This window comes from Pannonibacter sp. I15F10I1 (assembly GCF_900185665.1).
Taxonomy (GTDB): Bacteria; Pseudomonadota; Alphaproteobacteria; order Rhizobiales; family Stappiaceae; genus Pannonibacter; species Pannonibacter indicus.
Genome location: NZ_FYAN01000004.1, coordinates 96,062 through 120,657, shown reverse-complemented (window position 1 = coordinate 120,657; position 24,596 = coordinate 96,062). Strand labels below are relative to the sequence as shown.

The following is a 24,596-nucleotide window of genomic DNA, read 5'->3' as shown; positions in this document are numbered from 1 at the left end:
CCATGAACAGGCCTTTGATACATAAATATGTTTGGCCCCGGACGTCACCGGGGCCAAACACATGGCTTTAGGGTTTGCTCAGCGGTTGGTCACGGTTGCATTAAACCGTGCGATAATCTCTTCGCGCCGTGCGGCAACAGCGCTTTCATCCACCTCGATCACTTTCAGATCCGCAATGCCCGGACGCAGGCCCGCGACATCGGCACGCGCGGGCATCATCCATGTCGCGGCAACCAGTTTCTGCCCGGCGTCGGACAGAACGAAATCCACGAAGGCCTTGGCCGCGTCGGGATTGGAGGTCGAGTTCAGGATCATCATCGGGCGCGGCGCAATCACAGTGCCGCTTTCGGGCACGATCACCTCGATGGTTTCGCCGCCAGCGGCCTGTGCGTAGCTGATGTAATCGACCGCGCCAAAGACCACGGCCTTCGCGCCTTGCAGCACCGGGTTCAGTGCCGCAGCATTCGGACCGGGCACAATCATCTCGTTGGCGGCAAGCGCTGCGAGCAGGGTCCATGCCTCCTCGCCCATCGCGGTTTCCAGGCCGGCGATCAGGTCGAAGGCCGAGCCCGATTGCGCAGGATCGGGCATGGTGACCAGACCGCGGTAAGCCTCGCCCGACAGATCAGTCCATTCGGCAGGGCGCGGTGCGCCACTCTGGGTGTTCCAGACCATCGCCAGCGCCGAAATGCCTTGCGCGGTGTAATGGCTGTGCTTGAGGAAATCCGGCACATTTTCAGCATTGGGCGAGACATATTCCATCAAGAGGCCGCGTTCATGCATTTCCACAGCCGAACCCCAGCTTGCCGACACGACGACATCGGCCTGCGGGTTGGCCTCTTCGGCCTCAAGCCGGGCCATGACCTGTCCGGTCGTGCCTTGGAACACATTGACCGTGATCCCGGTTTCGGCCTTGAAAGCTTCAGCCAGCGCATCGGCCAGACCACCAGGGCCGGCGGTGTAGAAAGTCAGCGTCTCAGCCTGGGCAAAGCTTCCGATCAAAGCAAAGCAGGTTGCAAAAGCAGTCGTGCGAAGCATGGGTTTCTTCCTTGTGGGGTCAGTGAGGAAAGACACGCAGGCGATCGGGATCAATCGACAGCGGAATCTGCGTGTTCAGTGCAACCGCGCGATCTGCCGGGCACACCAGGCTTGCGGTGGTCTCGTCCAGTCCCAGATGCAGCAGGTACCGGTCGCCCTGGAACTGACAGCGCAGCACTTTCGCCATCAACGCGCCCTCGGAGGCGGGGCGAACAGCCGTGCGCGGGATCAGGACGCGCGCAGGCCCTTCGGGCGACGAGTTCGCCAGATGGGGCAGGTTCAGCCGGTCATGGTTGCAGGTAAAGCCGTTCTGGCGGGATATATGCCCCTCGATCAGCGCCCCGATATTGAGGAACTGCGCCACTTCGACAGAAGCCGGGGCCGAGAAAAGCTGTTCGGGCGAGTCGATTTGCGCGATTTCGCCCCCCAGCATGACCGCCACCCGGTCGGCGATGGTGAAGGCTTCGGACTGGTCATGGGTCACATAGATTGCCGACAGTCCCAGATCACGCAGCAACCCGCCGATTTCCAGCGCCAGCCCCTCACGCAACTCGCGGTCAAGGTTGGACAGAGGCTCGTCAAACAGCACCAGGGGCGGCTCGGCGACAATCGCACGGGCCAGCGCCACACGCTGCTGCTGGCCGCCTGACAATGTGCCGGGAAAGCGGTCTGCCAGATGCTGCAATCCCACGCGCTCAAGCGCGCGCTTGGCCCGCGTTTCGCGGTCGTTGCGTCCCAGCTTGCGCATCCGCAAGGGGAAGGCCACATTGTCGAGCACGCTCAGATGTGGCCAGATGGCGTAATCCTGAAACACCATCCCGATACCGCGGGCCTCGGGCGGGGCGTTGAAACCGCTGCCATCGACCACGCGCTGACCCGCGATCTCCATCTGGCCGCTGGTCGCGCTTAGCAGCCCTGCCGCGATCCGTAACAGTGTCGTCTTGCCACAGCCCGACGGACCAAGGAGGGCCACGACCTCACCCGGTGCGAGGGCAAGGTCGATGTTCCCCAAGACCTTGTTGGGGCCAAATGATTTTGCGATCTGTGTCGCGATCAGCGCCAGAGAGCGATCGACTGGTAGGGGCTGTAACATTCCGCATACCTATTCGGGCTTTGTTACAGTTTTGCGTCGGTCAGTCTTTTTCGCGCGCAGCATCATGACGTCTAGACATGCTCTGGCCGAAACCTTGTTTGAGTGGGCGGTCAAAAAGTATCAGGCATATCCGCCTGTACCGCGCCGGGATCAGAAACTGGCGGTGATGTGCCGCCAGGCGCCGTCAAGGCTGGGGGTGACCCACCAGGCGCCGGAGAAGTCGCCGCCGCTCATGTAGAGGCTCGGGCAGGCGACGACCTTCAGTCCGGCCGCGCGGGCGGAAGCGACGCCGGCTTCGCTGTCCTCGAAGGCGAGGGCCGCGCCGCTGGCAATGCCGAGCCGCGCCAGCGCCAGAAGGTAGACGCCGGGAGCCGGCTTCTTGGCTCCGGCCTCGTCGCCGGCGGCGATCACGTCGAAGATCTCGCCCGCCGGTTGTCGCCACAGGGCCCGGCACAGGGCGTCGACATTCTCCGGGCTGGTGGTGGTGGCGACGGCGAGCCGCAATCCGTGGACGCGTGCCTCGGCGAGGAGGGAGAGGACGCCGGGCCGGGCCCGCAGCGCGCCCTCCGCGACCATCCGGCCGTAGCGGCGGGTCTTGTCGGCGTGAAGGCGAACGATGTCCACGTCCTGCGGCAGGGCGAGGGCATGGCGGTCGCGATAGGCGCGGATGCGCTCCTTGCCGCCGGTGACGGCGAGGAGCCCGCCATAGGTGGTCCTGTCCCAGTGCCAGCCGAGCCCATGGGCGGCGAAGGCGGCGTTGAAGGCGGCCCGGTGCAGCTCTTCGGTCTCCGCCAGCGTTCCGTCGACATCGAAGATCAGCGCGGCTGGACCCGGCCGCCCGCCGCTCATCCTTCCGCCCCGGGAAGGGCAGCCGCCGCGGCATCGCGGATGGCGCGGATATTGGCGCCGTAGACTTCGGGCCTCTCCACCGAACCGCCCTTGAAGACGGCGGAGCCGGCGACCAGCACATCCGCACCGGCAGCGGCGGCGAGGGGAGCCGTCTGCCGCGTGATGCCGCCGTCGACCTCGATATGGATCGGGCGGTCGCCGATCAGGCGGCGCAGGCGGCGCACCTTCTCCAGCTGGGAGTGAAGGAACTCCTGTCCGCCGAAACCCGGGTTGACGGTCATCACGCAGACGAGGTCGGCCATGTCCAGCAGCGGCGCGGCCGCCTCCACCGGCGTGCCCGGGTTGAGCGCGAGCCCCGACCGCAGGCCATGGCCGCGGATCGCCTGCAGCGTCCGGTGGATATGGGGCCCGGCTTCGATGTGGGCGGTGAGGATGTCGGCACCGGCGTCGGCGAAACCGGCCACATAGGCGTCGACCGGAGCGATCATCAGATGCACGTCGAGGGTGCCGCCGAAATGCGGGCGCAGGGCGCGCACCGTGGCGGGGCCGAAGGTGATGTTGGGCACGAAATGCCCGTCCATCACGTCAACATGCACCCAGTCGCAGCCCTGCGCCTCGATGGCGCGGCACTCGGCGCCGAAATTGGCGAAGTCGGCGGACAGGATCGACGGCGCGATCCTGATGTGGCGGAGGAAGCTCATGGCTGCGCTCCTTCGCCGGCCTGGCCCGCTGGCGCGATGTCGAGGCCGCCCCGGAACACCCGGCTGGAGCGGATGTCGCTCTCCTCGATCAGGCTCAGTGTCTGCGCGTCGAGCGGCCCGCCAGCGCCGTCGAACAGCCGGTTGGCCTGGCGCAGCCGCGCCCGGTCGAAGGCATTGCGGATGGAGCGGGCATTGGCGAAATGCGGCTGGGTCCGGCGCAGACGGATATAGTCGGCCAGCGCCGCACCGGCCGCCTCCGACAGCTGGTAGTTCTGCTCGGCCATCATGTGCCGGGCGATGCGCTGCAGTTCCTCATCGGTATAATCGGGGAAGTCGATGTGGTGGGCGATGCGCGAGCGGAAGCCGGGATTGGAGCCGAAGAACCGGTCCATGCGGTCGGCATAGCCGGCGAGGATCACCACCAGGTCGTCCCGATTGTTCTCCATCACCTGAAGCAGGATCTCGATCGCCTCCTGGCCATAGTCGCGCTCGTTGTCGGGCCGGTAGAGATAATAGGCCTCGTCGATGAACAGCACGCCGCCCATGGCGCGCTTCAGCACTTCGCGGGTCTTCGGCGCGGTATGGCCGATATACTGGCCGACCAGATCGTCGCGGGTGACGCTGACGAGATGCCCCTTGCGCACATAGCCGAGCCGCTTCAGCAGCCCGGCCATCTTCAGCGCGACGGTGGTCTTGCCGGTTCCCGGATTGCCGGTGAAGGACATGTGCAGCGTCGGCGTCTCATGGCTGAGCCCGAGCGAGCGGCGCGCCCGCTCGACCAAGAGGAGAGCGGCCGTTTCACGGATACGCTGCTTCACCGGCCGCAGGCCGATCATGTCGCGGTCAAGTTCATCGAGCAGCTCCTTCACGCCGGAACTCTCGAACTCTCCGCGCAGGTCGACCGTCGCGGGCGGTGGGGCGGTGTCGGCATCCATCGGTCACTTCCTTTTGGCTGGACCCTTTGAAACGGGGCAGGGGGCGGCGGGCCGTCCCCTGCCGGTCTTGCGCTTGGGAGGTCAGCGGATCACGTCATGGGTGTAGCGGATCGAGCGGCCATCTGCCTCGGTCCGGCGCATCACGAGTGCCGGCTCGTCGCCGGGCCGGTTGACGATGAAGCTCATGGTCACCGTCTCGGCGCCGCGCGTGCTGTCGAAAGCATTGACGCGGATATAGGTCTGCGGATGCGCCTTGCGGCACGCCTCAAGCTCCATCATCACGCCCTTGGCGTCGCGCAGGTCGAACATCGGGTTGCCCCACATGTTCCAGTAGGTGTTCCGGGGATGGGGATCATCGGTGTATTCGAGCCCGATTGCCCAGCCGCGCGACAGGCAGTAGTCGACCTGGGCGGCGATCTGTTCGCCGGTCAGGTCGGGCAGGAAGGAAAAGCAGCCCTGTGTGATGCGCATGGTCTTGCTCCTCAAACGGCGACCGCGGGCGCCGGGACGAAGTCCGACGTGTCGGTCGAGGTGTAGTTGAAGGTGATGTTGCCCCAGGTATCGAGGGCCGCTTCCAGCGGCTTGCACCACTTTGCCGCCGCGCGAAGGATCTCGGGCCCCTCGGCGTCGATGTTGCGGCCTTCGTTGCGGGCCAGCACCATGGCCTCCAGTGCGACGCGGTTGGCGGTGGCGCCGGCCTGGATGCCCATCGGATGACCGATGGTGCCGCCACCGAACTGCAGCACCACATCATCGCCGAACAGCGAGAGAAGCTGGTGCATCTGGCCGGCATGGATGCCGCCCGAGGCCACCGGCATGACCTTCTTCAGGTCCGCCCAGTCCTGCTCGAAGAACAGGCCGCGCGGCAGGTCAACCTCGTTGCGGGTCTCGCGGCAGACATTGTAGTAGCCCTGCACCGTCATCGGGTCGCCCTCCAGCTTGCCGACGGCCGTGCCGGTGTGCAGGTGGTCGACGCCGGCAAGCCGCAGCCACTTGGCGATGACGCGGAACGAGATGCCGTGGTTCTTCTGGCGGGTATAGGTGCCGTGGCCGGCCCGGTGCATGTGCAGGATCATGTCGTTCTGCCGGCACCATTCCGAGATCGACTGGATCGCGGTCCAGCCGACGATCAGGTCGACCATGACGATGACACTGCCGAGCTGCTTGGCGAAGTCCGCCCGGCGGTACATTTCCTCCATCGTGCCGGCGGTGATGTTGAGGTAGTGCCCCTTCACCTCGCCGGTCTCGGCACTGGCCTTGTTGACCGCCTCCATCACGTAGAGAAAGCGGTCGCGCCAGTGCATGAAGGGCTGCGAGTTGATGTTCTCGTCGTCCTTCATGAAGTCGAGGCCGCCCTTCAGGCCCTCATAGACGACCCGGCCGTAATTCTTGCCCGAAAGCCCGAGCTTCGGCTTGGTGGTGGCGCCGAGCAGCGGCTTGCCGAACTTGTCGAGCCGCTCGCGCTCCACGACGATGCCGGTCGGCGGGCCGCGGAACGTCTTCACATAGGCGACGGGCAGCCGCATGTCCTCAAGCCGCGCCGCCTTCAGCGGCTTGAACGAGAACACGTTGCCGATGATCGAGGCTGTCAGGTTGGCGATCGAGCCTTCCTCGAACAGGATCAGGTCGTAGGCGACATAGCAGAAATACTGTCCGGGCGTGCCCGGCACCGGCTCGACCTTGTAGGCCTTGGCCCGGTACTGGTCGCAGGCCGTCAGCCGGTCGGTCCACACCACCGTCCAGGTGGCGGTGGAGCTTTCGCCGGCCACCGCCGCCGCCGCCTCGATCGGGTCGACGCCCTCCTGCGGGGTGATGCGGAACAGGGCGAGGAGATCGGTCTCCTTCGGCTCGTAGTCGCCGTCCCAGTAGCCCATCTGGGCGTATTTCAGGACGCCGGCCTTGTAGCGCTTCGAGGCGTCGGTAATCCGCGTGTTGCTGTCGTCGGCCATCATCTGCTCCTTCATGCTGCCTTGCTGGGGGAACGCCGTGGATCGAGTGCGCCGGATGCGTAGCGCCGGGCCATGTCGTCCATGGGCACGGCCTTGATCCTCGAGGCATGGCCGGCGGTGCCGAAGGCCTCGAAACGGGAGCGGCACAGGTCGCGCATCGCGTCCATTGCCGGCTTCAGGAATTTGCGCGGATCGAATTCCCGTGGGCTCGTCACCGCGATGCGCCGGAACTCGGCGGTCATCGCCATGCGGCAGTCGGTGTCGATATTGACCTTGCGCACCCCGTGGCGGATGCCGCGGACGATCTCCTCCACCGGCACGCCGAAGGTCTGGGGCATCTCGCCGCCATGGGCGTTGATGATGTCCTGGATCTCCTGGGGCACGGAGCTGGAGCCGTGCATGACGAGATGCGTGTCCGGCAGCCGCGCGTGGATCTTCTCGATCACGTCCATGGCGAGAATGCCGCCGTCGGGCTTGCGCGTGAATTTGTAGGCGCCATGCGAGGTGCCGCAGGCGATGGCGAGCGCGTCGACGCCGGTACGGGCGACGAAGTCTACAGCCTGGTCCGGGTCGGTCAGGAGCTGCGAATGGTCGAGCTTGCCCTCCGCGCCGTGCCCGTCCTCCGCTTCGCCCTCGCCGGTCTCCAGGCTGCCGAGCACGCCGAGCTCGCCTTCCACGCTGGCGCCGACTGCATGCGCCATGGCCGCCACTCTGGCGGTGATGGCAAGGTTGTAGTCGTAGGATGCCGGTGTCCTGGCATCGGCCATCAGGCTGCCGTCCATCATCACCGAGGTGAAGCCGTGGCGGATTGCCGAGAGGCAGGTCGCCTCGTCATTGCCGTGGTCCTGGTGCAGGCACAGGGGAATGTCCGGGTAGAGCGCCGCGAGCGCCTCGACCATACGGGCCAGCATGATGTCGCGGGCATAGCTGCGGGCGCCCCGGCTGGCCTGCAGGATCACCGGCGCGTCGACGGCCTGCGCCGCCTCCATGATCGCCAGTCCCTGCTCCATGTTGTTGATGTTGAAGGCGGGCACGCCGTAGCCATGCTCTGCGGCATGGTCGAGGAGCTGCCTCAGGGTGATCAGTGCCATGTCGTTCTCCCGTCAAGACGCCGCATCGGCGCGCAGCAAGGCCTGGACGCCCGGAAGCGGGCGCCCCTCCAGCCACTCCAGAAAGGCTCCACCGGCGGTGGAGACATAGGTGAAACTCTCTGCGGCCCCGGCTGCATTGAGCGCGGCAACCGTGTCGCCGCCGCCTGCCACGGTGACGGTCTGCCCGGCATCGGTAAGACCGGCGGCGAGGCGGGCGAGCGCCAGGGTCGCCCGGTCGAAGGGCTCGATCTCAAAGGCGCCGAGCGGGCCGTTCCACAAGATGGTGCGCGCCGTATCGAGAATCCGGGCGAAGGTGGCGAAGGCCTTCGGGCCGGCGTCGAGGATCATTGCATCGGCCGGACAGGCGTCCGCCGGCACGATCTCCGCCGGGGCATGGGGCCGGAACTCGCGTGCCACCACCAGATCGAGCGGCAGGTGGACGCGGCAGCCATGCGCCTCGGCGATGGCGAGGATCTCCTGGACGGTGCCGGTCTGGCCGGGCTCGTGCAGCGAACGGCCCATCGGCATGCCAATGGCAAACAGGAAGGTATTGGCCATGCCACCGCCGACGATCACATGGTCGAGGCGGGTGACGAGGTGTTTCAGCACGCCGATCTTGCTCGACACCTTCGCCCCGCCGACGATTGCGACCGAGGGGCGTGCCGGCGCTTCGAGCGCGGCGGCGAGTGCGGCGAGCTCCTCCATCATCAGCGGCCCGGCGAAGGCCGGCAGCAGGCCGGCGATGGCCGCCGTGCTGGCATGGGCGCGGTGGGCGCAGGAAAAGGCGTCGTTGACATAGAAATCGCCGAGCGCCGCAAGACGCGCCGCAAGCGCGGGGTCGTTGCGCGCCTCGCCTTCCTCGAAGCGGATGTTCTCCACCAGCAGCACCTCGCCGGGCCGCAGCCGGGCCGCAGCCTTGCCCGCCTCGTCCAGCGTGGCGAAGTCCACGGCGCATCCGAGCGCCGCCGCAAGATCGCCGGCAATCGCGGCCAGTGACGCGCTCTCGTCGCGGCCCGTGGGCCGGCCGAGATGTGACAGGACGACAAGTGCCGCGCCGCGTGCCAGCAGGGGGCGCATGCCCTGCGCGAAGCGGGTGAGGCGCGTCGCATCGCTGACCCGTCCGCCGGCCATCGGCACGTTGAGGTCCGCCCGTACCACGAGCCGCCGGCCGGCCACCTCGGCCCCGGTGATCGCGGCGATGGTCACGCCCGTCTGCCGGGCGCGTTCCGATCCGGTGCGGACGAGGCCGCCGGTTACACTCCTTGCGCGCATCTCATCCCCTCCCGATCCGCCGCGCGGCCGCTACGATGGACGCCACGGTGATGTTGAAATGCTCGTAGAGCCAGGCGGCCGGGGCCGAGGCTCCAAACCCGCTCATGCCGACGAAAGCGTCAGTTGGCCTCAGCATGGTCCCGTCCCAGCCCTGGCGGAGCGCGGCCTCGATGCCGACGCGCGGCGCCTCGCCGAGCACTTCGGCGCGATAGGCGGGGTCCTGCGCGGCGAAGAGCTCGAAACAGGGGGCGGAGACCACGGCGGCGGCAATGCCCGCCGTGGCGAGCTGGTCTGCGGCGGCGGCTGCAAGCTCCACCTCCGAGCCGGTGGCGATCAGCGTCACGTCGCGCCGCGCCGGCGCGCGCAGCAGATAGGCACCGCGGGCGCTGGCATTGACCGCCGCGCTGCCGCGCAGCAGCGGCAACGCCTGGCGCGACAGCACCAGCAGGCTCGGCCGCCGCGTCTCGGCAAGCGCGATCTCCCAGGCCTCGGCAGTCTCCACCGCATCGCAGGGCCGCAGGACGAGAAGGTCCGGAATGGCGCGCAGGCTGGCGAGATGCTCGACCGGCTGATGCGTCGGTCCGTCTTCGCCAAGGCCGATGGAGTCATGCGTCATGACATGGACGACCGGCACGCCCATCAGCGCGGCGAGGCGGATCGACGGACGGGCATAATCGGCGAAAGCGAGGAAGGTGCCGCCATAGGGACGCACCAGGCCGTGCAGCGCGAGGCCGTTCATGGCGGCGGCCATGCCATGCTCGCGGATGCCGTAGTGGATGTAGCGGCCGGCATAGTCGCCGGGCCGGATCGCGGTCATGCCTTTCGGCCGGGTGAGGTTGGAACCGGTCAGGTCGGCCGAGCCGCCGGCCACAAAAGGCAGTGCGCCGGCGACGACCTCAAGAGCCATCTCGCTGGCCTTGCGCGTTGCCACCGCCGGCTGCTCGTCAAGCAGCCGCTGCTTGTGCTCCTGCATGGCGGCCGTCAGGTCGCCGGTGTCCCGCGCAAGGGCCGCGGCGAAGGTGTCGCGGTTCGGCGAGCCTGCCAGCCGGTCGCGCCAGGCGGCATGCACCGCCGCGCCCCGTGCCGCGATCCCGCCCCAGGCCGTGTAGATAGGGGCGGGGATCTCGAACGGTGCGTGCGGCCAGTCGAGCGCCTGGCGCGCCGCGGCAATCTCGTCCGGCCCGAGCGGGGCGCCGTGCACGTCGTGGCTGCCCTGCTTGTTGGGCGCGCCGTAACCGATGACGGTCCGGCAGCAGACGAGGCTGGGGCGCGGATCGGCGCGGGCCGCTTCGATGGCGCACGCGATCTGTTCCCGGTCGTGTCCGTCGCAGTGGACCACGTGCCAGCCGGCAGCGGCGAACCGGGCGCCCTGGTCAGTGGAGGTGGAGAGGCTGGTGCTGCCGTCGATGGTGATGCGGTTGTCATCCCACAGCACCACGAGGCGGCCGAGCCGCAGATGGCCGGCCATGTCGATGGCCTCGTGGCTGATCCCTTCCATCAGGCAGCCGTCGCCGGCGATCACATAGGTCCAGTGGTCGACGAGGCCGGGAAAGCGGGCGGCGCCCATCCGCTCGCCCAGAGCCATCCCGGCGGCGGTGGCAAGCCCCTGGCCGAGCGGGCCGGTGGTGACCTCGACACCGAGCGCATGGCCGTATTCCGGATGGCCGGCAGTGCGGCTGCCGAGCTGCCGGAAGGCGCGGATCTGGTCCATCCCCATGTCCGGATAGCCAAGCAGATGGTTGATCGCATAGAGCAGCATCGACCCGTGCCCGGCCGACAGCACGAAACGGTCGCGGTTCGGCCAGCCGGCCGCCGCCGGATCAAGGGTGATGAACCGGTTGAAGAGCACCGCCGCGACATCCGCCATGCCCATCGGCATGCCGGGATGGCCGGAACCGGCCGCCTGGACCGCGTCCATGGCAAGGGCGCGCAGGGCATTGGCCATGAGCCGTTCGTTGGCCCGCAGAAGCTGGGTCATCATCATCTGTCCTTTTCAGAGGGCGCGGCAGCTGCCAGGCGGGTCAGGCCCGCTTGGCGTCGCGGATCAGCCGCTCGATCAGCGGCGTGAGGATCAACTGCATGGCGAGATCCATCTTGTTGCCCGGAATGACGATCGAGTTGGCCCGGCTCATCCAGGAGCCGTGGATCATCGTCGTCAGGTAGGGGAAGTCTATGCCGCGCGGGTTCTTGAAGCGGATGACCACGAGGCTCTCGTCCGGCGTCGGGATCCAGCGGGCGATGAAGGGGTTCGAGGTGTCGACCACCGGCACGCGCTGGAAGTTGATGTCGGTCTGGGTGAATTGCGGGCAGATGCAGTGCACATAGGCATGCATGCGGCGCAGGATCGTGTCTGTCACCGCCTCGGTCGAGTAGCCCCGATGCGCCCGGTCGCGGTGGATCTTCTGGATCCACTCGAGGTTGATCACCGGCACGACGCCGATCTTCAGGTCCGCATGGCGGGCGATGTCGACGTCATCGGCAACGACGGCTCCGTGCAGCCCCTCGTAGAACAGCAGGTCGCTGTGGTCCTGGAACGGCGCCCAGGCGGTGAAGTTGCCCGGCGCGACGCCGGTTCTCGCGGCCTCGATCTCGTCATGGACATAGGTGCGGGTGCGCCCGCGCCCGGTCGCGCCATACTCGCGGAAGACTCTCTCCAGCTCCTTGAGCTCGTTGGCTTCGAACGAGAAGTGGGAGAAGGTGAAGTCGCCCGCGGCGACCCGGCGCTCCAGTTCCGCGCGCATGTCGGCGCGGTTGTAGCGGTGAAAGGCGTCACCCTCGATCGACACCGCGGTTATGCTTTCCCGCCGGAAGATCTGGTCGAAGGTGGTCTTCACCGTCGAGGTGCCGGCGCCCGAGGAGCCGGTGACCGAAATGATGGGATGCTTCTGGCTCATGAGTGGTCAGCTCCGGAACAGGCCGCGCTTGCCGAACAGGGCGGCATCGCCAGCCTCGGCAAGGTCGTGATAGGCGGTGACGCGGGCGATCTTCTCTGCGCTGCCGAAAACGAAGGGAGTGCGGCCATGCAGGCTGGCCGCGGACTGCCGCATCAGGTCGTCGACGCCGTCGGTGGCGCTGCCGCCGGCCTGGGTGACCAGAAAGGCGATCGGCGCGCATTCGTAGAGGAAGCGCAGGCGGCCTTTCTCGTAGCCCTTGCGCCGGTCGGCCGGGTAGAGAAACACCCCGCCCCGGGTGAGGATGCGATGCGCCTCGGCCACCAGCGAGGCGACCCAGCGCATGTTGAAACCCTGCCCGTTGCGGCTGAGGGCGCCGGTCACCATGTCGTCGATGAAGGCGCGGACCGGCGCGTGCCAGTGATGGTAGTTCGAGGCGTTGATGGCGTATTCGCTGGTCCGGGGCGGGATCGCCATCTTCGCGGCGGCCGGATGGAAGCAGCCCCGGTCCCGGTCCAGCGTGAACTTCAGCACGCCCTCACCATGGGTGACGACCAGCAGGGTCTGCGGGCCGTAGATGATGTAACCGGCGGCGATCTGCTCGCTTGCCGGGCGCAGGAAGCTCGCCTCGGCGCTGCCGGCGGCGGGATAGACCGAGAAGATCGTCCCGATCGATATGTTGACGTCGATGTTCGACGAGCCGTCCAGGGGATCGATGGCAAGCGCCAGACTGCCGCCATCCGACATCTGCAGGATGCTCTCCTGCTCTTCCGATGCGAGGTAGCGGACGGCGGAACCGCGCAAGCCGTCGATGAAGGCTTCGTCTGCGATCACGTCGAGCAGCTTCTGCCGGTCGCCGTCCGCGTTCTCCTCGCCGGAACTGGCGCCGAGCTCGCGGGCTGGGTCTCCGGCCGCGATGAGGCGGGACAGGGCCGCACCGGTGCGGCAAAGACGTTCCAGCACGTCCTGCAACGCCGCCGGAACGGCGAGTGCCGGCAAGATCTGCTCCTCGGGCCGCATCGTTTCCTCCCAGATGTGCTGCCTTGGTCGCGCAGTCTTGCCTTGCCGGGTCTTTCGTGAAAATTTAATAATTCTTATTTCTGAGAAGGAATTTTTGAATGTACCATCTGGACGCGGTGACGCTGAAGCAGTTGCGGGCGCTGGCTGCGGTCGATCGCCACGGCAGCATGGCGGCGGCGGGCGCCGCGCTCGGCCTGACCCCGCCTGCGGTGCACAGCCAGCTCAAGGCGCTGGAACAGGCCTTTGGCCTTGCCCTGCTGCATCGCAGTTCCGACGCCAGCGGATCGAGCCTGACAGAAGAGGGGCGGGTATTGCTGGAAGCCCATGTCCGGATCGATACGGCGCTGTCGCAGGCGGCGCAGGAAATCCGCGCCCTGTCGGAGGGGCTGGCCGGGCGGGTGACGCTCGGGGTCGTCTCGACGGGCAAGTATTTCGCGCCGCGGCTGGTCAAGATCCTGCACACGTTGATCCCGAACATCGAGCTGGTGCTGCGCGTCGGCAACCGCGACCAGGTCATCCGCGATCTCGAGAATCGGGCGGTCGATCTTGCCATCATGGGGCGTCCGCCGCGCCAGCCGCTGGTCGAGGCGTCGGCGCTCGGGGTGCATCCGCACGGGCTGATCGCGCCGCCGGATCATCCGCTTGCCGGACGCCAGGCCCTGTCCGCCGCCGATCTCCTCGGCGAGACGCTGATCTCCCGCGAGCCGGGGTCGGGAACCCGCATCCTGATGACGCGCTATCTCGACCGGCTGGGCGACGGGCAGGTGTTCCGCCTGGTGGAGATGGGCTCCAACGAGACCATCAAGCAATCGGTGATGGCGGGGCTGGGGCTTGCGTTCCTGTCGCTGCACACGGTGACGGAGGAACTGCGCCACGGGCAACTGGTCATGCTGGCCGCGCCGCAACTGCCGATCCTGCGCCACTGGTTTCTGGTGCACCGGGCGGAGTATCCGCTCCGGCCGGCGGCGAAATCCGTCGCCGAGGCTGTTCTCGGGCTGAAGGGCACCTATTTGCCGGCAGTCGAGGGGGTTTCGCATGACGTCTGAGCGATGCGGTGCACGGCGCCCATTTCCACGGCCGCGCCGGAGAGGTAAGGTGCCGCCTGGAGGAAACGATGGCCCAGCAGATATCATTTGATCCGGCGCAGCACCCGGGCGCGCTCAGCGACGAGGTCTGGATGGAGGTGCTGTCCGCCGTCGACCGGACTTATGCCGACCTTGTCGAGTATCAGGGACGCCTGGAGCGGCAGAATGCCGAACTCGAGGCGATGCGACGGTTCCTGGCCTCGATCCTCGCCTCCGTGTCGGACGTGCTGATCATCCTCGACCGCAACGGCGACATTGAGGAAACCTCGGCCTCGCTGCTGCGCCATCTCGATGTTGACCACGACCGGGTGACCGGGCGCCCGGTGGCCAGCCTGTTTGCGCGGGACGAGCAGGCGGCGCTGGCCGCCGCGATGACGCGGGTGATGCAGACCCGCCAGCCGGAAACCATCGAGGCGCATCTGGTGGCGGAGGCCGGCGCGATGCCGCTGGAGCTGAACCTGGCGCCGCGTCTCGACGAGCGTGGCCGGCTGGCCGGCCTCGTCCTGTCCGGCCGCTCGGTTGGCGAGCTCCGGCAGGCCTATTCGGCACTGGCCCGCAGCCACGACGAGCTGAAATCCGCCCAGGCACAACTGGTGCGCAACGAGAAGCTGGCCTCGCTCGGCCGCCTGCTGGCCGGTGTCGCCCACGAACTCAACAATCCGATCAGTTTCGTCTATGCCAACGCTCATGCGCTCGAGCGCTACACCGGCAAGTTCGAGACCTATTTCCAGCGGGTCCAGGAAGGGGCCGGGCGCGAGGAACTCGTCATGCTGCGCGAGCAATTGCGGCTCGACCGCGAGGTGCGCAACCTGCGGGAGGCGGTGCAGGGCGCGCGCGAAGGGGCCGAGCGGGTGCGCGACATCGTCGAGGACCTGCGGCGCCTGTCCGCCGACGGCACGGGCGAGATGGTGCCGTTCGATCTGGTTGAAACGACGGCGGTTGCGGCGAATTGGGTGTTGCGCGGTGCCCGCAGGCCGGTCGCCGTGGCGGTCTCCGGCCGCGAGCGTCTGATGGCCATCGGCCGGCCGGGGCACATCCAGCAGGTGATCATGAACCTCGTCCAGAATGCGGTCGACGCGCTGGAGGGGCAGGAGGACGCGCGGATCGAGATCCGCCACGAACTGGCCGATGGATACGCCCGGGTCAGCGTCAGCGACAATGGCGCGGGCGTGCCGCCCAGCCTGCAGCACGAGATCTTCGACCCGTTCTTCACCACCAAGCCGGTCGGCAGCGGCACCGGGCTCGGCCTGTCGATCAGCCACAAGATCGCCGAAGAGCATGGCGGCCGCCTGCGTCTGTGCCCGGCGGGCCGCGGCGCCTGTTTCCAACTCGATCTGACCCCTGCGGAGGACGGCGGGCGATGAACCTCCTTTGGCTGCAAAGTGCGGGATGCGGCGGCTGCACCATGTCGCTGCTCTGCGCGGAAAATCCCAACGTGTTCGAGCTTCTGTCCGACGCGGGGCTGCGGGTGCTGTGGCATCCCGCGCTCAGCCTGGAGACGGGTGCCGAGGTCCGGTCGCTGCTCAGCGACATCGTCGAGGGACGCCTGGCGCTCGACATCCTCTGCGTGGAAGGTGCCATCGCGCGCGGGCCGCGCGGCACCGGCCGTTACCAGATGCTCTCCGGAACGGGCGTTTCCATGCTCGACTGGGTGCGCCAGCTCGCCCCGCTTGCCGGTCATGTCGTTGCTGTCGGCTCCTGTGCGGCCTATGGCGGCATCACTTCGGCTGGTGGAAATCCCTCCGATGCGGCGGGCCTGCAATACGAGGGCACCCACTCCGACGGCATCCTGGCGCCGGATTTCCGGGGCCGGTTCGGCCTCCCGGTGGTCAATGTCGCCGGCTGCCCGACCCATCCGGACTGGGTCAGCGAGACGTTGCTGCTGCTGAAGGCGGGCGTCTTCGGCGCGGACGACATGGACGCGCTCGGCCGGCCGAGATTCTATGCTGATCATCTGGTGCATCACGGCTGCCCGAAAAACGAGTTCTACGAGTACAAGGCAAGCGCGCGGGAACTGTCCGAGATCGGCTGCATGATGGAGCATCTGGGCTGCGTCGGCACCCAGGCGGTCGGCGACTGCAACATCCGGCCGTGGAACGGGGAGGGCTCCTGCACGCGCGGCGGCTATCCCTGCATCGCCTGCACAGCGCCGGAGTTCGAGGAGCCACGCCACCCCTTCACCGAGACGCCGAAGATCGCCGGTATCCCCGTCGGCCTGCCGTCCGACATGCCCAAGGCCTGGTTCATGGCGCTGGCTTCCCTGTCCAAGGCGGCAACGCCGCAGCGCATCGCCCGCAATGCGGTCGCCGACCGCGTGATGGTTCCGCCGACGATCCGAAAGCCGCGCAAATGAGCGAAGGACGTCTGATTGTCGGCCCCTTCAACCGGGTTGAGGGGGATCTTGAGGTGCATCTTGATCTGGAGCAGGGGGCTGTCCGCAGCGCCCGCGTCAATGCGCCGCTCTACCGGGGCTTCGAGCGCATGCTCGAAGGCAAGGACCCGCGCGATGCGCTCACCATCACGCCGCGCATCTGCGGCATCTGTTCGATCAGCCAGTCAGCCGCCGCCGCCCGTGCACTGGCGGATGCGATGGGCCTTGCCCCCTCGCCGCAGGGCCTGCTGGTGGCGCAACTGATCCATGCGGTGGAGAATGTCAGCGACCACCTGACCCATTTCAACCTGTTCTTCATGCCGGATTTCACCCGCCCGGCCTATGCGGCGCGGCCCTGGCACGGGCAGGCGGTGTCGCGCTTCACGGCGATGGAGGGCAGCGCCCAGCGGGCGGCGGTCGAGGCGCGGGCCGGGCTGATGCATATCCTCGGCATGCTGGCGGGCAAGTGGCCGCACACGCTGGCGATCCAGCCGGGCGGGGTCACCCGCGCACCCGGCCCCCGCGACAAGGTGCGGCTGGCAACTCATCTGCGCGCCTTCCGCCGCTATCTGGAGACAGTGGTGTTCGGAGCGGAGGTCGAGGCTTTCGCGGAGCTTGGCTCCGCCGGTGAGTTGATGCGCTGGGCGGGCGGAGATGCCGGCCTCTTCCTCGAGATCGCCGCCGATACGCAGCTTGCCGGACTGGGGCGCGGCGCCGGACGCTATCTCAGCTTCGGCGCCTATCCGCTGGCCGGCGGTTACGGGTTCCGCCCCGGCGTCTGGGAGGGCGGGCTGAAGCCGCTCGACACGGGTGCGGTGATCGAGGATGTCAGTCATGCCTGGATGCTGGGCGAGGCGGTGCATCCGCTGGCCGGGGCAACCCTTCCGGACGAGGACATGCGCGAGGACGCCTACAGCTGGTGCAAGGCGCCGCGCCTGTCGGGGCTGCCGATGGAGACGGGAGCGCTGGCGCGGCAGGTGGTCGACGGCCATCCGCTGGCGCTCGACCTCGCGCGTCAGGGCGGCGTTCTGGCGCGGGTGGCGGCGCGCCTCCTTGAAATCGCCCGCACCCAGATCCTGATGGAGCGCCTGGTCGCGGCCATCGAGCCGAGTGCCAGCTTCATGGTCTCCGGCCGCCTGCCGCAGCGGGCCGTTGGTGTGGGCCTGGTGGAGGCGGCGCGCGGGGCCCTCGGGCACTGGCTGCGGATCGAGAACGGGCGGATCTCCGGCTATCAGATCATCGCCCCGACCACCTGGAATTTCAGCCCGCGCGATGCCGCCGGCGTTCCGGGGCCGCTGGAGGCGGCGCTGGTGGGCACGCCGGTGCAGGACGGGGAGACCACGCCGGTGGCGGTCCAGCATGTGGTCCGTTCCTTCGATCCCTGCATGGTCTGCACCGTGCATTGACGCAGGAGGTGGTCATGGTCAAGGGCTGGATCATCCGGGTGCGCGGCCAGGTGCAGGGGGTCGGCTTCCGGCCTTTCGTCTGGACGCTGGCCCGCCAGCATGGCCTGCGCGGCTTCGTGCTGAACGATCCGCAGGGGGTGCTGATCCATGCCGCCAAAGCGGGCATCGATGAGCCGGGTCTCGATGCCTTCGCCCTGGCGTTGCGGACACAGGCGCCGCCGCTGGCCCGCGTCGATGCGGTCGAGTGCCAGCCGGCCGGCTTCAGTGACCTGCCGCTGACCTTCGATATCCGCGCTTCGGCCGGTTCGGGCGCTGAGACCCGGGTGACGCCGGATGCGGCCACCTGCTCCGCCTGCGCGGCGGAGATCGCCGGACCGGGGCGCCGCCGGGGCTATGCCTTCACCAATTGCACCCATTGCGGGCCGCGCTATTCGATCCTGCGCAGTCTGCCCTATGACCGCGCCCGCACGGCCATGTCGGTCTTTGCCATGTGCCCGGACTGCACGGCGGAGTATTCCGACCCCGCCGACCGGCGCTTTCACGCCCAGCCGATTGCCTGCCCGGCCTGCGGACCGAGGCTGTCCTATGAGGAGGACGGGCGCGAATGCCCCGGCGATCCGCTGACGCTGGCGGTGGAGCGGCTGCGGGCCGGCGGGATTGTCGCGGTCAAGGGGCTTGGCGGCTTTCATCTGGCCTGCGATGCGGGGAATGCCGGCAGCATCGCGCTGTTGCGCCGGCGCAAGCGCCGCCCGGCCAAGCCCTTCGCGCTGATGGCCGCAGAGGCGCATCTTGCGGCGATCGCCGAGCTGTCTCCGGCGGCGCTGGCGCTGCTGCGCGACCCCGCCGCGCCGGTGGTGCTCGTTCCCTCCCGCCGGGTGCTGCCCCAAGCGGTGGCGCCCGGCATGACCTCGCTCGGCGTCATGCTGCCCTACACGCCCTTGCATCATCTGCTGCTTGCCGCGTTCGGCGGCGTGCTGGTGATGACCTCAGGGAACCTCTCCGGTGAGCCGCAGGTGACCGGCAATGACGAGGCGCGCGAGAAGCTTTCCGCCTTTGCCGACGGGTTTCTGCTGCATGACCGCGACATCCTCCGCCGTCTCGACGACGGGGTGGAGCGGGCGGAGCCGCCGATGGTACTGCGCCGCGCCCGCGGCCGTGTTCCTGGCACGCTGCCCCTGCCGCCCGGGTTTGCGGCCGGGCCGCAGGTTCTGGCGCTGGGCGGCCAGATGAAGGGCGCCGTCTGCCTCGTCAAGAACGGTCAGGCGCTGCTGTCGCAGCATCTCGGCGACCTCGATGATGCCCTGACGCTGGACGAATTCCACAAGGCCATCGCCGACTGCACGGCGCTGTTCGACCATCGGCCCGACCGGGTCGCCATCGATCTGCACCCGGACTATCGGGCAAGCCAGGCGGGCGAGGCGATGGGCCTGCCGGTGACCCGCGTCCAGCATCACCACGCCCATCTTGCCGCCTGCCTCGCCGACAATCTCTGGCCCCCGGATGCGGGGCCGGTGGCCGGGATCGTGCTCGACGGCACCGGCCTTGGGACCGACGGCACGCTGTGGGGCGGCGAGGTGCTGCTCGGCGGCTATGGCGATTTCGAACGGATCTGCCGGCTGCGCCCCGCAGCGCTGGCCGGAGGCGACCGCGCCGCGCTGGAGCCTTGGCGCAACCTGCTGGCGCGTCTCGACCAGGCAGGGCTCTCCGGCGGTGCGGAGGATTTCGCGCAGCGGCTGATGGCGGGCCGCCCGGTGGAGCAGGTGCGCGCCGCCCTGCGCGCGGGGATCAACGCGCCGATGTCCTCCTCCGCCGGGCGCCTGTTCGATGCCGTTGCCGCGGCTCTCGGCCTTTGCCCCGAAGTGCAGAGCTACGAGGGCGAGGCGGCGATGCGGCTGGAGGCGATGGCGGTGAGCGCGCCCGCCTATCCTTTCGCGGCGAGCGCGGGGGAGATCGACCCCGCACCGATGATCCGCGCGCTGCTTGCGGATCTGGCGGGCGGCGTGGCTCCGGCACGGATCGCCGGTGCGTTCCATGCGGGTCTTGCCCGCGCCTTCTGCGCGCCCGCCCGCCACCTCGTCGAGACGGGACGGGCGCGGGCCGTCGCCCTCACCGGCGGCTGTTTCCAGAACGCCCGGCTGCTGGAGGCCTGTCAGGCCGAACTGACCGGTCTGCCCGTGCTGGTCCACCGTCAGGTTCCCGCCAATGACGGCGGCCTTGCCCTGGGGCAGGCCCTCGTCTGCCTTGCCCGCGCCGGGGCGGAAGCGGGCTGACCGCCTGACCCTGTCCGGCGGTCAGGGTCTTGACATGCGCCGGACGCGAAAAATCCAAAAAATCAGATCAATCTATTGATATAAAACAGATATTTTTTATTTCTGCGGCAGGCGTTTTTGTGCAGGCGCGGGGAATGTCCGGCACGGCATCATCGCCTCGGTACGGTCGAAACACGACATTTCACGCACCGAGGGAGGACACCTTGTCGCAAGTCGAAACCTTTTACGACGTGATGCGGCGCCAGGGCATTACCCGGCGAAGCTTCATGAAATACTGCAGCCTGACGGCGGCCGCGCTCGGCCTCGGGCCGTCTTTCGTCCCCAAGATCGCCCATGCGATGGAGACGAAGCCGCGCACGCCGGTGATCTGGATTCACGGCCTGGAATGCACCTGCTGCTCGGAGAGCTTCATCCGCTCGGCCCATCCGCTGGCCAAGGATGTGGTGCTGTCGATGATCAGTCTCGACTATGACGACACACTGATGGCGGCGGCCGGGCATGCGGCCGAGGCGGCGCTGCAGGACACGATCGAGCGGTACAAGGGCAACTACATCCTGGCCGTCGAAGGCAATCCGCCGCTCAACGAGGACGGCATGTACTGCATCGTCGGCGGCAAGCCGTTCGTCGACCAGTTGCGCCATGCGGCGGAGCATGCCAAGGCGATCATCTCGTGGGGCGCCTGCGCCTCCTATGGCTGCGTCCAGGCGGCGGCGCCCAACCCGACCCGGGCAACGCCGGTTCACAAGGTGATCCTCGACAAGCCGATCATCAAGGTGCCGGGCTGCCCGCCGATCGCCGAGGTGATGACCGGCGTCATCACCTACATGCTCACCTTCGACCGGCTGCCGACGCTCGACCGTCAGGGGCGCCCGGCGATGTTCTACTCCCAGCGCATTCACGACAAGTGCTACCGCCGGCCGCATTTCGACGCCGGCCAGTTCGTCGAGACCTGGGACGACGAAGGCGCCCGCAAGGGCTTCTGCCTCTACAAGATGGGCTGCAAGGGACCGACCACCTACAACGCCTGCTCCACCATTCGTTGGAACGAGGGCGTCTCCTTCCCGATCCAGTCGGGCCATGGCTGCATCGGCTGTTCGGAGGACGGGTTCTGGGATCAGGGCAGCTTCTATGACCGGCTGACCAACATCAAGCAGTTCGGCGTCGAAGCGAACGCCGATCAGGTGGGCATGACGGCTGCGGGCGTCGTCGGTGGCGCCGTTGCGGTGCATGCGGCGGTCTCGGCGCTGAAGCGCGCGCAGAAGAAGACCCAGGACAAGGTGGAGGCTTGAAACGATGACTGCAACTCCGAATGGTTTCAACCTCGACACCTCGGGCCGGCGTATCGTCGTCGACCCGGTGACCCGGATCGAGGGGCACATGCGCTGCGAGGTCAATGTCGACGAAGGCAACGTGATCCGCAACGCCGTGTCCACCGGCACCATGTGGCGCGGCCTCGAGGTGATCCTCAAGGGACGCGACCCGCGGGATGCCTGGGCCTTCACCGAACGCATCTGCGGCGTGTGCACCGGCACCCATGCGCTGACCAGCGTGCGCGCGGTCGAGGACGCGCTGGGGATCACCATCCCCGACAACGCCAACTCGATCCGCAACATCATGCAGCTCAATCTGCAGATCCACGATCACGTGGTGCATTTCTACCATCTGCATGCGCTGGACTGGGTGAATCCGATCAATGCCCTGCGTGCCGACCCGAAGGCGACGTCGGAGCTGCAGCAGGCGGTCAGCCCGAGCCATCCCCTGTCGTCGCCGGGCTATTTCCGCGACGTGCAGAACCGGCTGAAGAAGTTCGTCGAATCCGGCCAGCTCGGCCTGTTCAAGAACGGCTACTGGGACAATCCGGCCTATCTGCTGCCGCCGGAAGCCGACCTGATGGCGACGACCCACTATCTGGAGGCGCTCGACCTGCAGAAGGAGATCGTCAAGGTCCACACCATCTTCGGCGGCAAGAACCCGCATCCGAACTGGCTTGTCGGCGGCGTTCCCTGTCCGATCAACATCGACGGCGTCGGCGCGGTCGGGGCGATCAACATGGAACGGCTGAACATGGTCAGTTCCATCATCGACCTGTGCAACACGTTCAACCGCAACGTCTATATCCCGGACGTGATCGCCATCGGCGGCTTCTACAAGAACTGGCTCTATGGCGGTGGTCTGTCGGGCCAGGCGGTGCTTGCCTATGGCGACATCCCCGAGCATCCGAACAATTTTGATGCAGGGCAGTTGCATCTGCCGCGTGGCGCCATCATCAACGGCAACCTCAACGAGGTTCACGACGTCGATCCGCGCGATCCCGAGCAGGTGCAGGAGTTCGTCGACCATAGCTGGTACACCTATGCCGAACCCGGCAAGGGCCTGCATCCCTGGGACGGCGTCACCGAGCCGCGATACGAACTCGGCCCGAAAGCCAAGGGCACCCGCACCAACATCGAGGAACTGGACGAGAGCGCCAAGTACAGCTGGATCAAGGCACCGCGCTGGCGCGGCCATGCCATGGAGGTCGGCCCGCTGGCCCGCTATGTCGTCGGCTATGCCAAGGGGCACGAGGACATCAAGAACCAGGTCGACGGCCTGCTCCGGACGATGAACCTGCCGGTCTCCGCGCTGTTCTCGACCCTGGGACGCACCGCGGCGCGTGCGCTGGAGTCCGAATATTGCGGGCGCCTGCAGAAATACTTCTTCGACAAGCTGATCACCAACATCAAGAACGGCGACCAGTCGACGGCGAATGTCGAGAAATGGGATCCGAAGACCTGGCCGAAGGAGGCCAAGGGCGTGGGCATGACGGAGGCACCGCGTGGCGCCCTCGGCCACTGGATCAGGATCAAGGACGGCCGCATCGACAACTACCAGTGCGTCGTCCCCACCACCTGGAACGGCAGTCCGCGCGACACCAAGGGCAATATCGGGGCCTTCGAGGCCTCGCTCATGAACACCTACATGGAGCGCCCCGACGAGCCGGTGGAGATCCTGCGCACGCTGCACAGCTTCGATCCGTGCCTTGCCTGCTCCACCCATGTGATGTCGCCCGACGGCGGCACGCTGACGACGGTCAAGGTCCGCTGAGGAGGGAACCCCATGAACTACGCAGTCTTTCTGGGAGCCTTGCTCCTGTCGACCCCAGCCCTGGCCCATACCGGCCATGGCGGGACCTCGGGTCTCCTCGCCGGGCTCCTGCACCCGGTCCTCGGCCTCGACCATCTGCTGGCGATGGTGGCGGTCGGGATCTGGTCGGGTCTTGCGCTGCCACGGCATCCCTGGGGCGGGGCAGCCGCCTTCCTCGGCGCCATGCTGGCGGGGGCGGGTCTTGCCTTCGCCGGTGTCACCATGCCGGCGGTCGAGACGCTGATCCTCGCTTCGGTGGTGATCTTCGGCCTCCTGGTGCTGGTGGCGAAGCCCGAGATGCCGGCCGCACTCACGGCCGCGGCTCTCGTCGCGATCGGCTTCTTCGCGCTCGGTCACGGCCATGCTCATGCCAGCGAGGCTGAGGGTGGTGCCATCGCCTATGTCGCGGGCTTCGTCATCGCCACCTCGCTTCTGCATGTGGCGGGCATCGGCGTTGCGCGCGGTATCGCCGGCAAGCTGGTGCTGCAGCGCGTCCTGGGCGGCGCCATCGCTGCCGCCGGCCTGCTGCTGGCCGCATCATGAGGAGGCGGACATGAACAAGGACAGCCATGCCCTCGAGCTGGAGGCGGAACTCGCCACGGCCCAGCGGCAATCATCGGTCTATGTCTACGAGGCGCCGGTGCGGATCTGGCACTGGGTGAATGCGTCGGCGATCCTGGTCCTGTGCATGACCGGGTACTTCATCGGCAGCCCGCCGCCCTCGGCTGGCCAGCACGAGGCCTATGACCAGTTCCTCTTCGGCTATATCCGCTTCGCGCATTTCGCCGCGGGGATGATCCTGACCGTCGGCTTTCTCGGCCGCATCTACTGGGCGATCTTCGGCAATCACCACGCCCGGCAGCTCTTCTATCTGCCGGTGCTGAACGGGCACTGGTGGCGCGAGATCTGGTTCGAGATCCGCTGGTACCTGTTCCTGGAGAGCGAGCCGAAGAAATATATCGGCCACAACCCGCTGGCCCAGCTCGCCATGTTCTTCTTCATCACGCTCGGCACCAGCTTCATGATCGTGACCGGCATGGCGCTCTACGCGGAAGGGGCGGGCCAGGGATCTTTGTATGACGATCTGTTCGGCTGGGTCATCGGCCTTGCCGGCAACACCCAGCGGCTCCACACCCTGCATCACCTCGGCATGTGGTGGATCGTGATCTTCATGATCGTGCATATCTATGTCGCGATCCGCGAGGACATCATGAGCCGGCAGTCGATCGTCTCGACGATGATCTCCGGTCACAGGACCTTCAAGGACGACCGCACGGACTGAACGCCCCGTTCGGGTGGCGGCCGCATGCCGTCACCCGAATCATACCGGTATGCTGGAAAGTTCCTTTCCATTGAGCATGAGTTTTGGAAGAGTAATTTTCGGCTTATTGCGGCCACGAGGAGCGGGAAGATCTCCTATCTCATTGTAATAACTGACAAATAATAATTTTCACCGGTTTGCGGAAAAACCTGCCGCGGAACCGGCGGTTGGCCTAGTCTTC

General features: G+C 67.3%; 21 protein-coding genes. 9 read left to right on the top strand and 12 right to left on the bottom strand.

Annotation, left to right across the window (positions count from 1 at the left end):
• Positions 1-78: 78 nt before the first annotated feature.
• The 12 genes from IF10I1_RS03575 to IF10I1_RS03520 form a co-directional block, all read right to left on the bottom strand.
• Complete coding sequence (locus IF10I1_RS03575; RefSeq protein WP_122520634.1) at positions 79-1,038, bottom strand: ABC transporter substrate-binding protein; 960 nt, start codon at positions 1,036-1,038, stop codon at positions 79-81.
• Positions 1,039-1,057: 19 nt separating this feature from the next.
• A complete protein-coding gene (locus tag IF10I1_RS03570) occupies positions 1,058-2,131 on the bottom strand; it encodes an ABC transporter ATP-binding protein (RefSeq protein WP_082206106.1) in 1,074 nt (357 codons plus the stop codon).
• A gap of 150 nt (positions 2,132-2,281) precedes the next feature.
• Positions 2,282-2,980, bottom strand: a complete 699-nt coding sequence (locus IF10I1_RS03565) for an HAD-IA family hydrolase (RefSeq protein ID WP_186415635.1) — start codon at positions 2,978-2,980, stop codon at positions 2,282-2,284.
• Positions 2,977-3,681, bottom strand: a complete 705-nt coding sequence (gene rpe, locus IF10I1_RS03560; protein ID WP_186415636.1) for a ribulose-phosphate 3-epimerase — start codon at positions 3,679-3,681, stop codon at positions 2,977-2,979. Before rpe ends, IF10I1_RS03565 begins: the two co-directional genes overlap by 4 nt.
• Complete coding sequence (cbbX, locus tag IF10I1_RS03555) at positions 3,678-4,616, bottom strand: CbbX protein (RefSeq protein ID WP_186415637.1); 939 nt, start codon at positions 4,614-4,616, stop codon at positions 3,678-3,680. Before cbbX ends, rpe begins: the two co-directional genes overlap by 4 nt.
• Before the next feature lie 81 nt (positions 4,617-4,697).
• Complete coding sequence (locus tag IF10I1_RS03550; RefSeq protein ID WP_186415638.1) at positions 4,698-5,087, bottom strand: ribulose bisphosphate carboxylase small subunit; 390 nt, start codon at positions 5,085-5,087, stop codon at positions 4,698-4,700.
• 11 nt (positions 5,088-5,098) lie between these two features.
• The gene (locus IF10I1_RS03545; protein ID WP_058900703.1) at positions 5,099-6,565 is read right to left on the bottom strand and encodes a form I ribulose bisphosphate carboxylase large subunit; all 1,467 of its coding nucleotides are present in this window, start codon (positions 6,563-6,565) and stop codon (positions 5,099-5,101) included.
• 11 nt (positions 6,566-6,576) lie between these two features.
• Entirely contained in the window at positions 6,577-7,656 is a 1,080-nt protein-coding gene (gene fba / locus IF10I1_RS03540) for a class II fructose-bisphosphate aldolase (RefSeq protein ID WP_186415639.1), read from the bottom strand.
• Positions 7,657-7,668: 12 nt separating this feature from the next.
• Positions 7,669-8,928 (bottom strand): phosphoglycerate kinase, encoded by a 1,260-nt coding sequence (gene pgk / locus IF10I1_RS03535; RefSeq protein ID WP_186415640.1) that lies wholly within the window; start codon positions 8,926-8,928, stop codon positions 7,669-7,671.
• Position 8,929: 1 nt separating this feature from the next.
• The gene (gene tkt / locus IF10I1_RS03530) at positions 8,930-10,912 is read right to left on the bottom strand and encodes a transketolase (RefSeq protein ID WP_186415641.1); all 1,983 of its coding nucleotides are present in this window, start codon (positions 10,910-10,912) and stop codon (positions 8,930-8,932) included.
• A gap of 37 nt (positions 10,913-10,949) precedes the next feature.
• Positions 10,950-11,822, bottom strand: coding sequence for a phosphoribulokinase (locus IF10I1_RS03525; RefSeq protein ID WP_186415642.1), 873 nt, complete (start codon positions 11,820-11,822; stop codon positions 10,950-10,952).
• 6 nt (positions 11,823-11,828) lie between these two features.
• Complete coding sequence (locus IF10I1_RS03520; RefSeq protein WP_244293680.1) at positions 11,829-12,818, bottom strand: class 1 fructose-bisphosphatase; 990 nt, start codon at positions 12,816-12,818, stop codon at positions 11,829-11,831.
• Positions 12,819-12,937: 119 nt separating this feature from the next.
• On the opposite strand from IF10I1_RS03520, the gene cbbR reads away from it, so the two are divergent.
• The 9 genes from cbbR (at position 12,938) to cybH (ending at position 24,376) form a co-directional block, all read left to right on the top strand.
• Positions 12,938-13,885 carry a LysR family regulator CbbR gene (gene cbbR / locus IF10I1_RS03515; RefSeq protein ID WP_186415643.1) on the top strand — a complete coding sequence of 316 codons (948 nt, stop codon included), beginning with the start codon at positions 12,938-12,940 and terminating at the stop codon, positions 13,883-13,885.
• Positions 13,886-14,106: 221 nt separating this feature from the next.
• Entirely contained in the window at positions 14,107-15,288 is a 1,182-nt protein-coding gene (locus IF10I1_RS03510; protein WP_208977563.1) for a sensor histidine kinase, read from the top strand.
• The gene (locus IF10I1_RS03505; protein WP_123194837.1) at positions 15,285-16,277 is read left to right on the top strand and encodes a HupU protein; all 993 of its coding nucleotides are present in this window, start codon (positions 15,285-15,287) and stop codon (positions 16,275-16,277) included. Before IF10I1_RS03510 ends, IF10I1_RS03505 begins: the two co-directional genes overlap by 4 nt.
• Entirely contained in the window at positions 16,274-17,701 is a 1,428-nt protein-coding gene (locus tag IF10I1_RS03500; protein WP_186415644.1) for a nickel-dependent hydrogenase large subunit, read from the top strand. The genes IF10I1_RS03505 and IF10I1_RS03500 overlap by 4 nt, the downstream gene beginning before the upstream one ends.
• 14 nt (positions 17,702-17,715) lie before the next feature.
• Positions 17,716-19,971, top strand: coding sequence for a carbamoyltransferase HypF (hypF, locus tag IF10I1_RS03495; RefSeq protein ID WP_186415645.1), 2,256 nt, complete (start codon positions 17,716-17,718; stop codon positions 19,969-19,971).
• A 203-nt stretch (positions 19,972-20,174) separates the two neighbouring features.
• The gene (locus IF10I1_RS03490; protein WP_050474643.1) at positions 20,175-21,260 is read left to right on the top strand and encodes a hydrogenase small subunit; all 1,086 of its coding nucleotides are present in this window, start codon (positions 20,175-20,177) and stop codon (positions 21,258-21,260) included.
• Between the two features lie 4 nt (positions 21,261-21,264).
• Positions 21,265-23,055: a nickel-dependent hydrogenase large subunit gene (locus IF10I1_RS03485; RefSeq protein ID WP_050474644.1), complete on the top strand. Its 1,791-nt coding sequence runs from the start codon at positions 21,265-21,267 to the stop codon at positions 23,053-23,055.
• 12 nt (positions 23,056-23,067) lie between these two features.
• Positions 23,068-23,637 carry a HupE/UreJ family protein gene (locus IF10I1_RS03480; RefSeq protein ID WP_050474645.1) on the top strand — a complete coding sequence of 190 codons (570 nt, stop codon included), beginning with the start codon at positions 23,068-23,070 and terminating at the stop codon, positions 23,635-23,637.
• A 10-nt stretch (positions 23,638-23,647) separates the two neighbouring features.
• Positions 23,648-24,376, top strand: a complete 729-nt coding sequence (gene cybH, locus IF10I1_RS03475; protein ID WP_186415646.1) for a Ni/Fe-hydrogenase, b-type cytochrome subunit — start codon at positions 23,648-23,650, stop codon at positions 24,374-24,376.
• Positions 24,377-24,596: the final 220 nt, after the last annotated feature.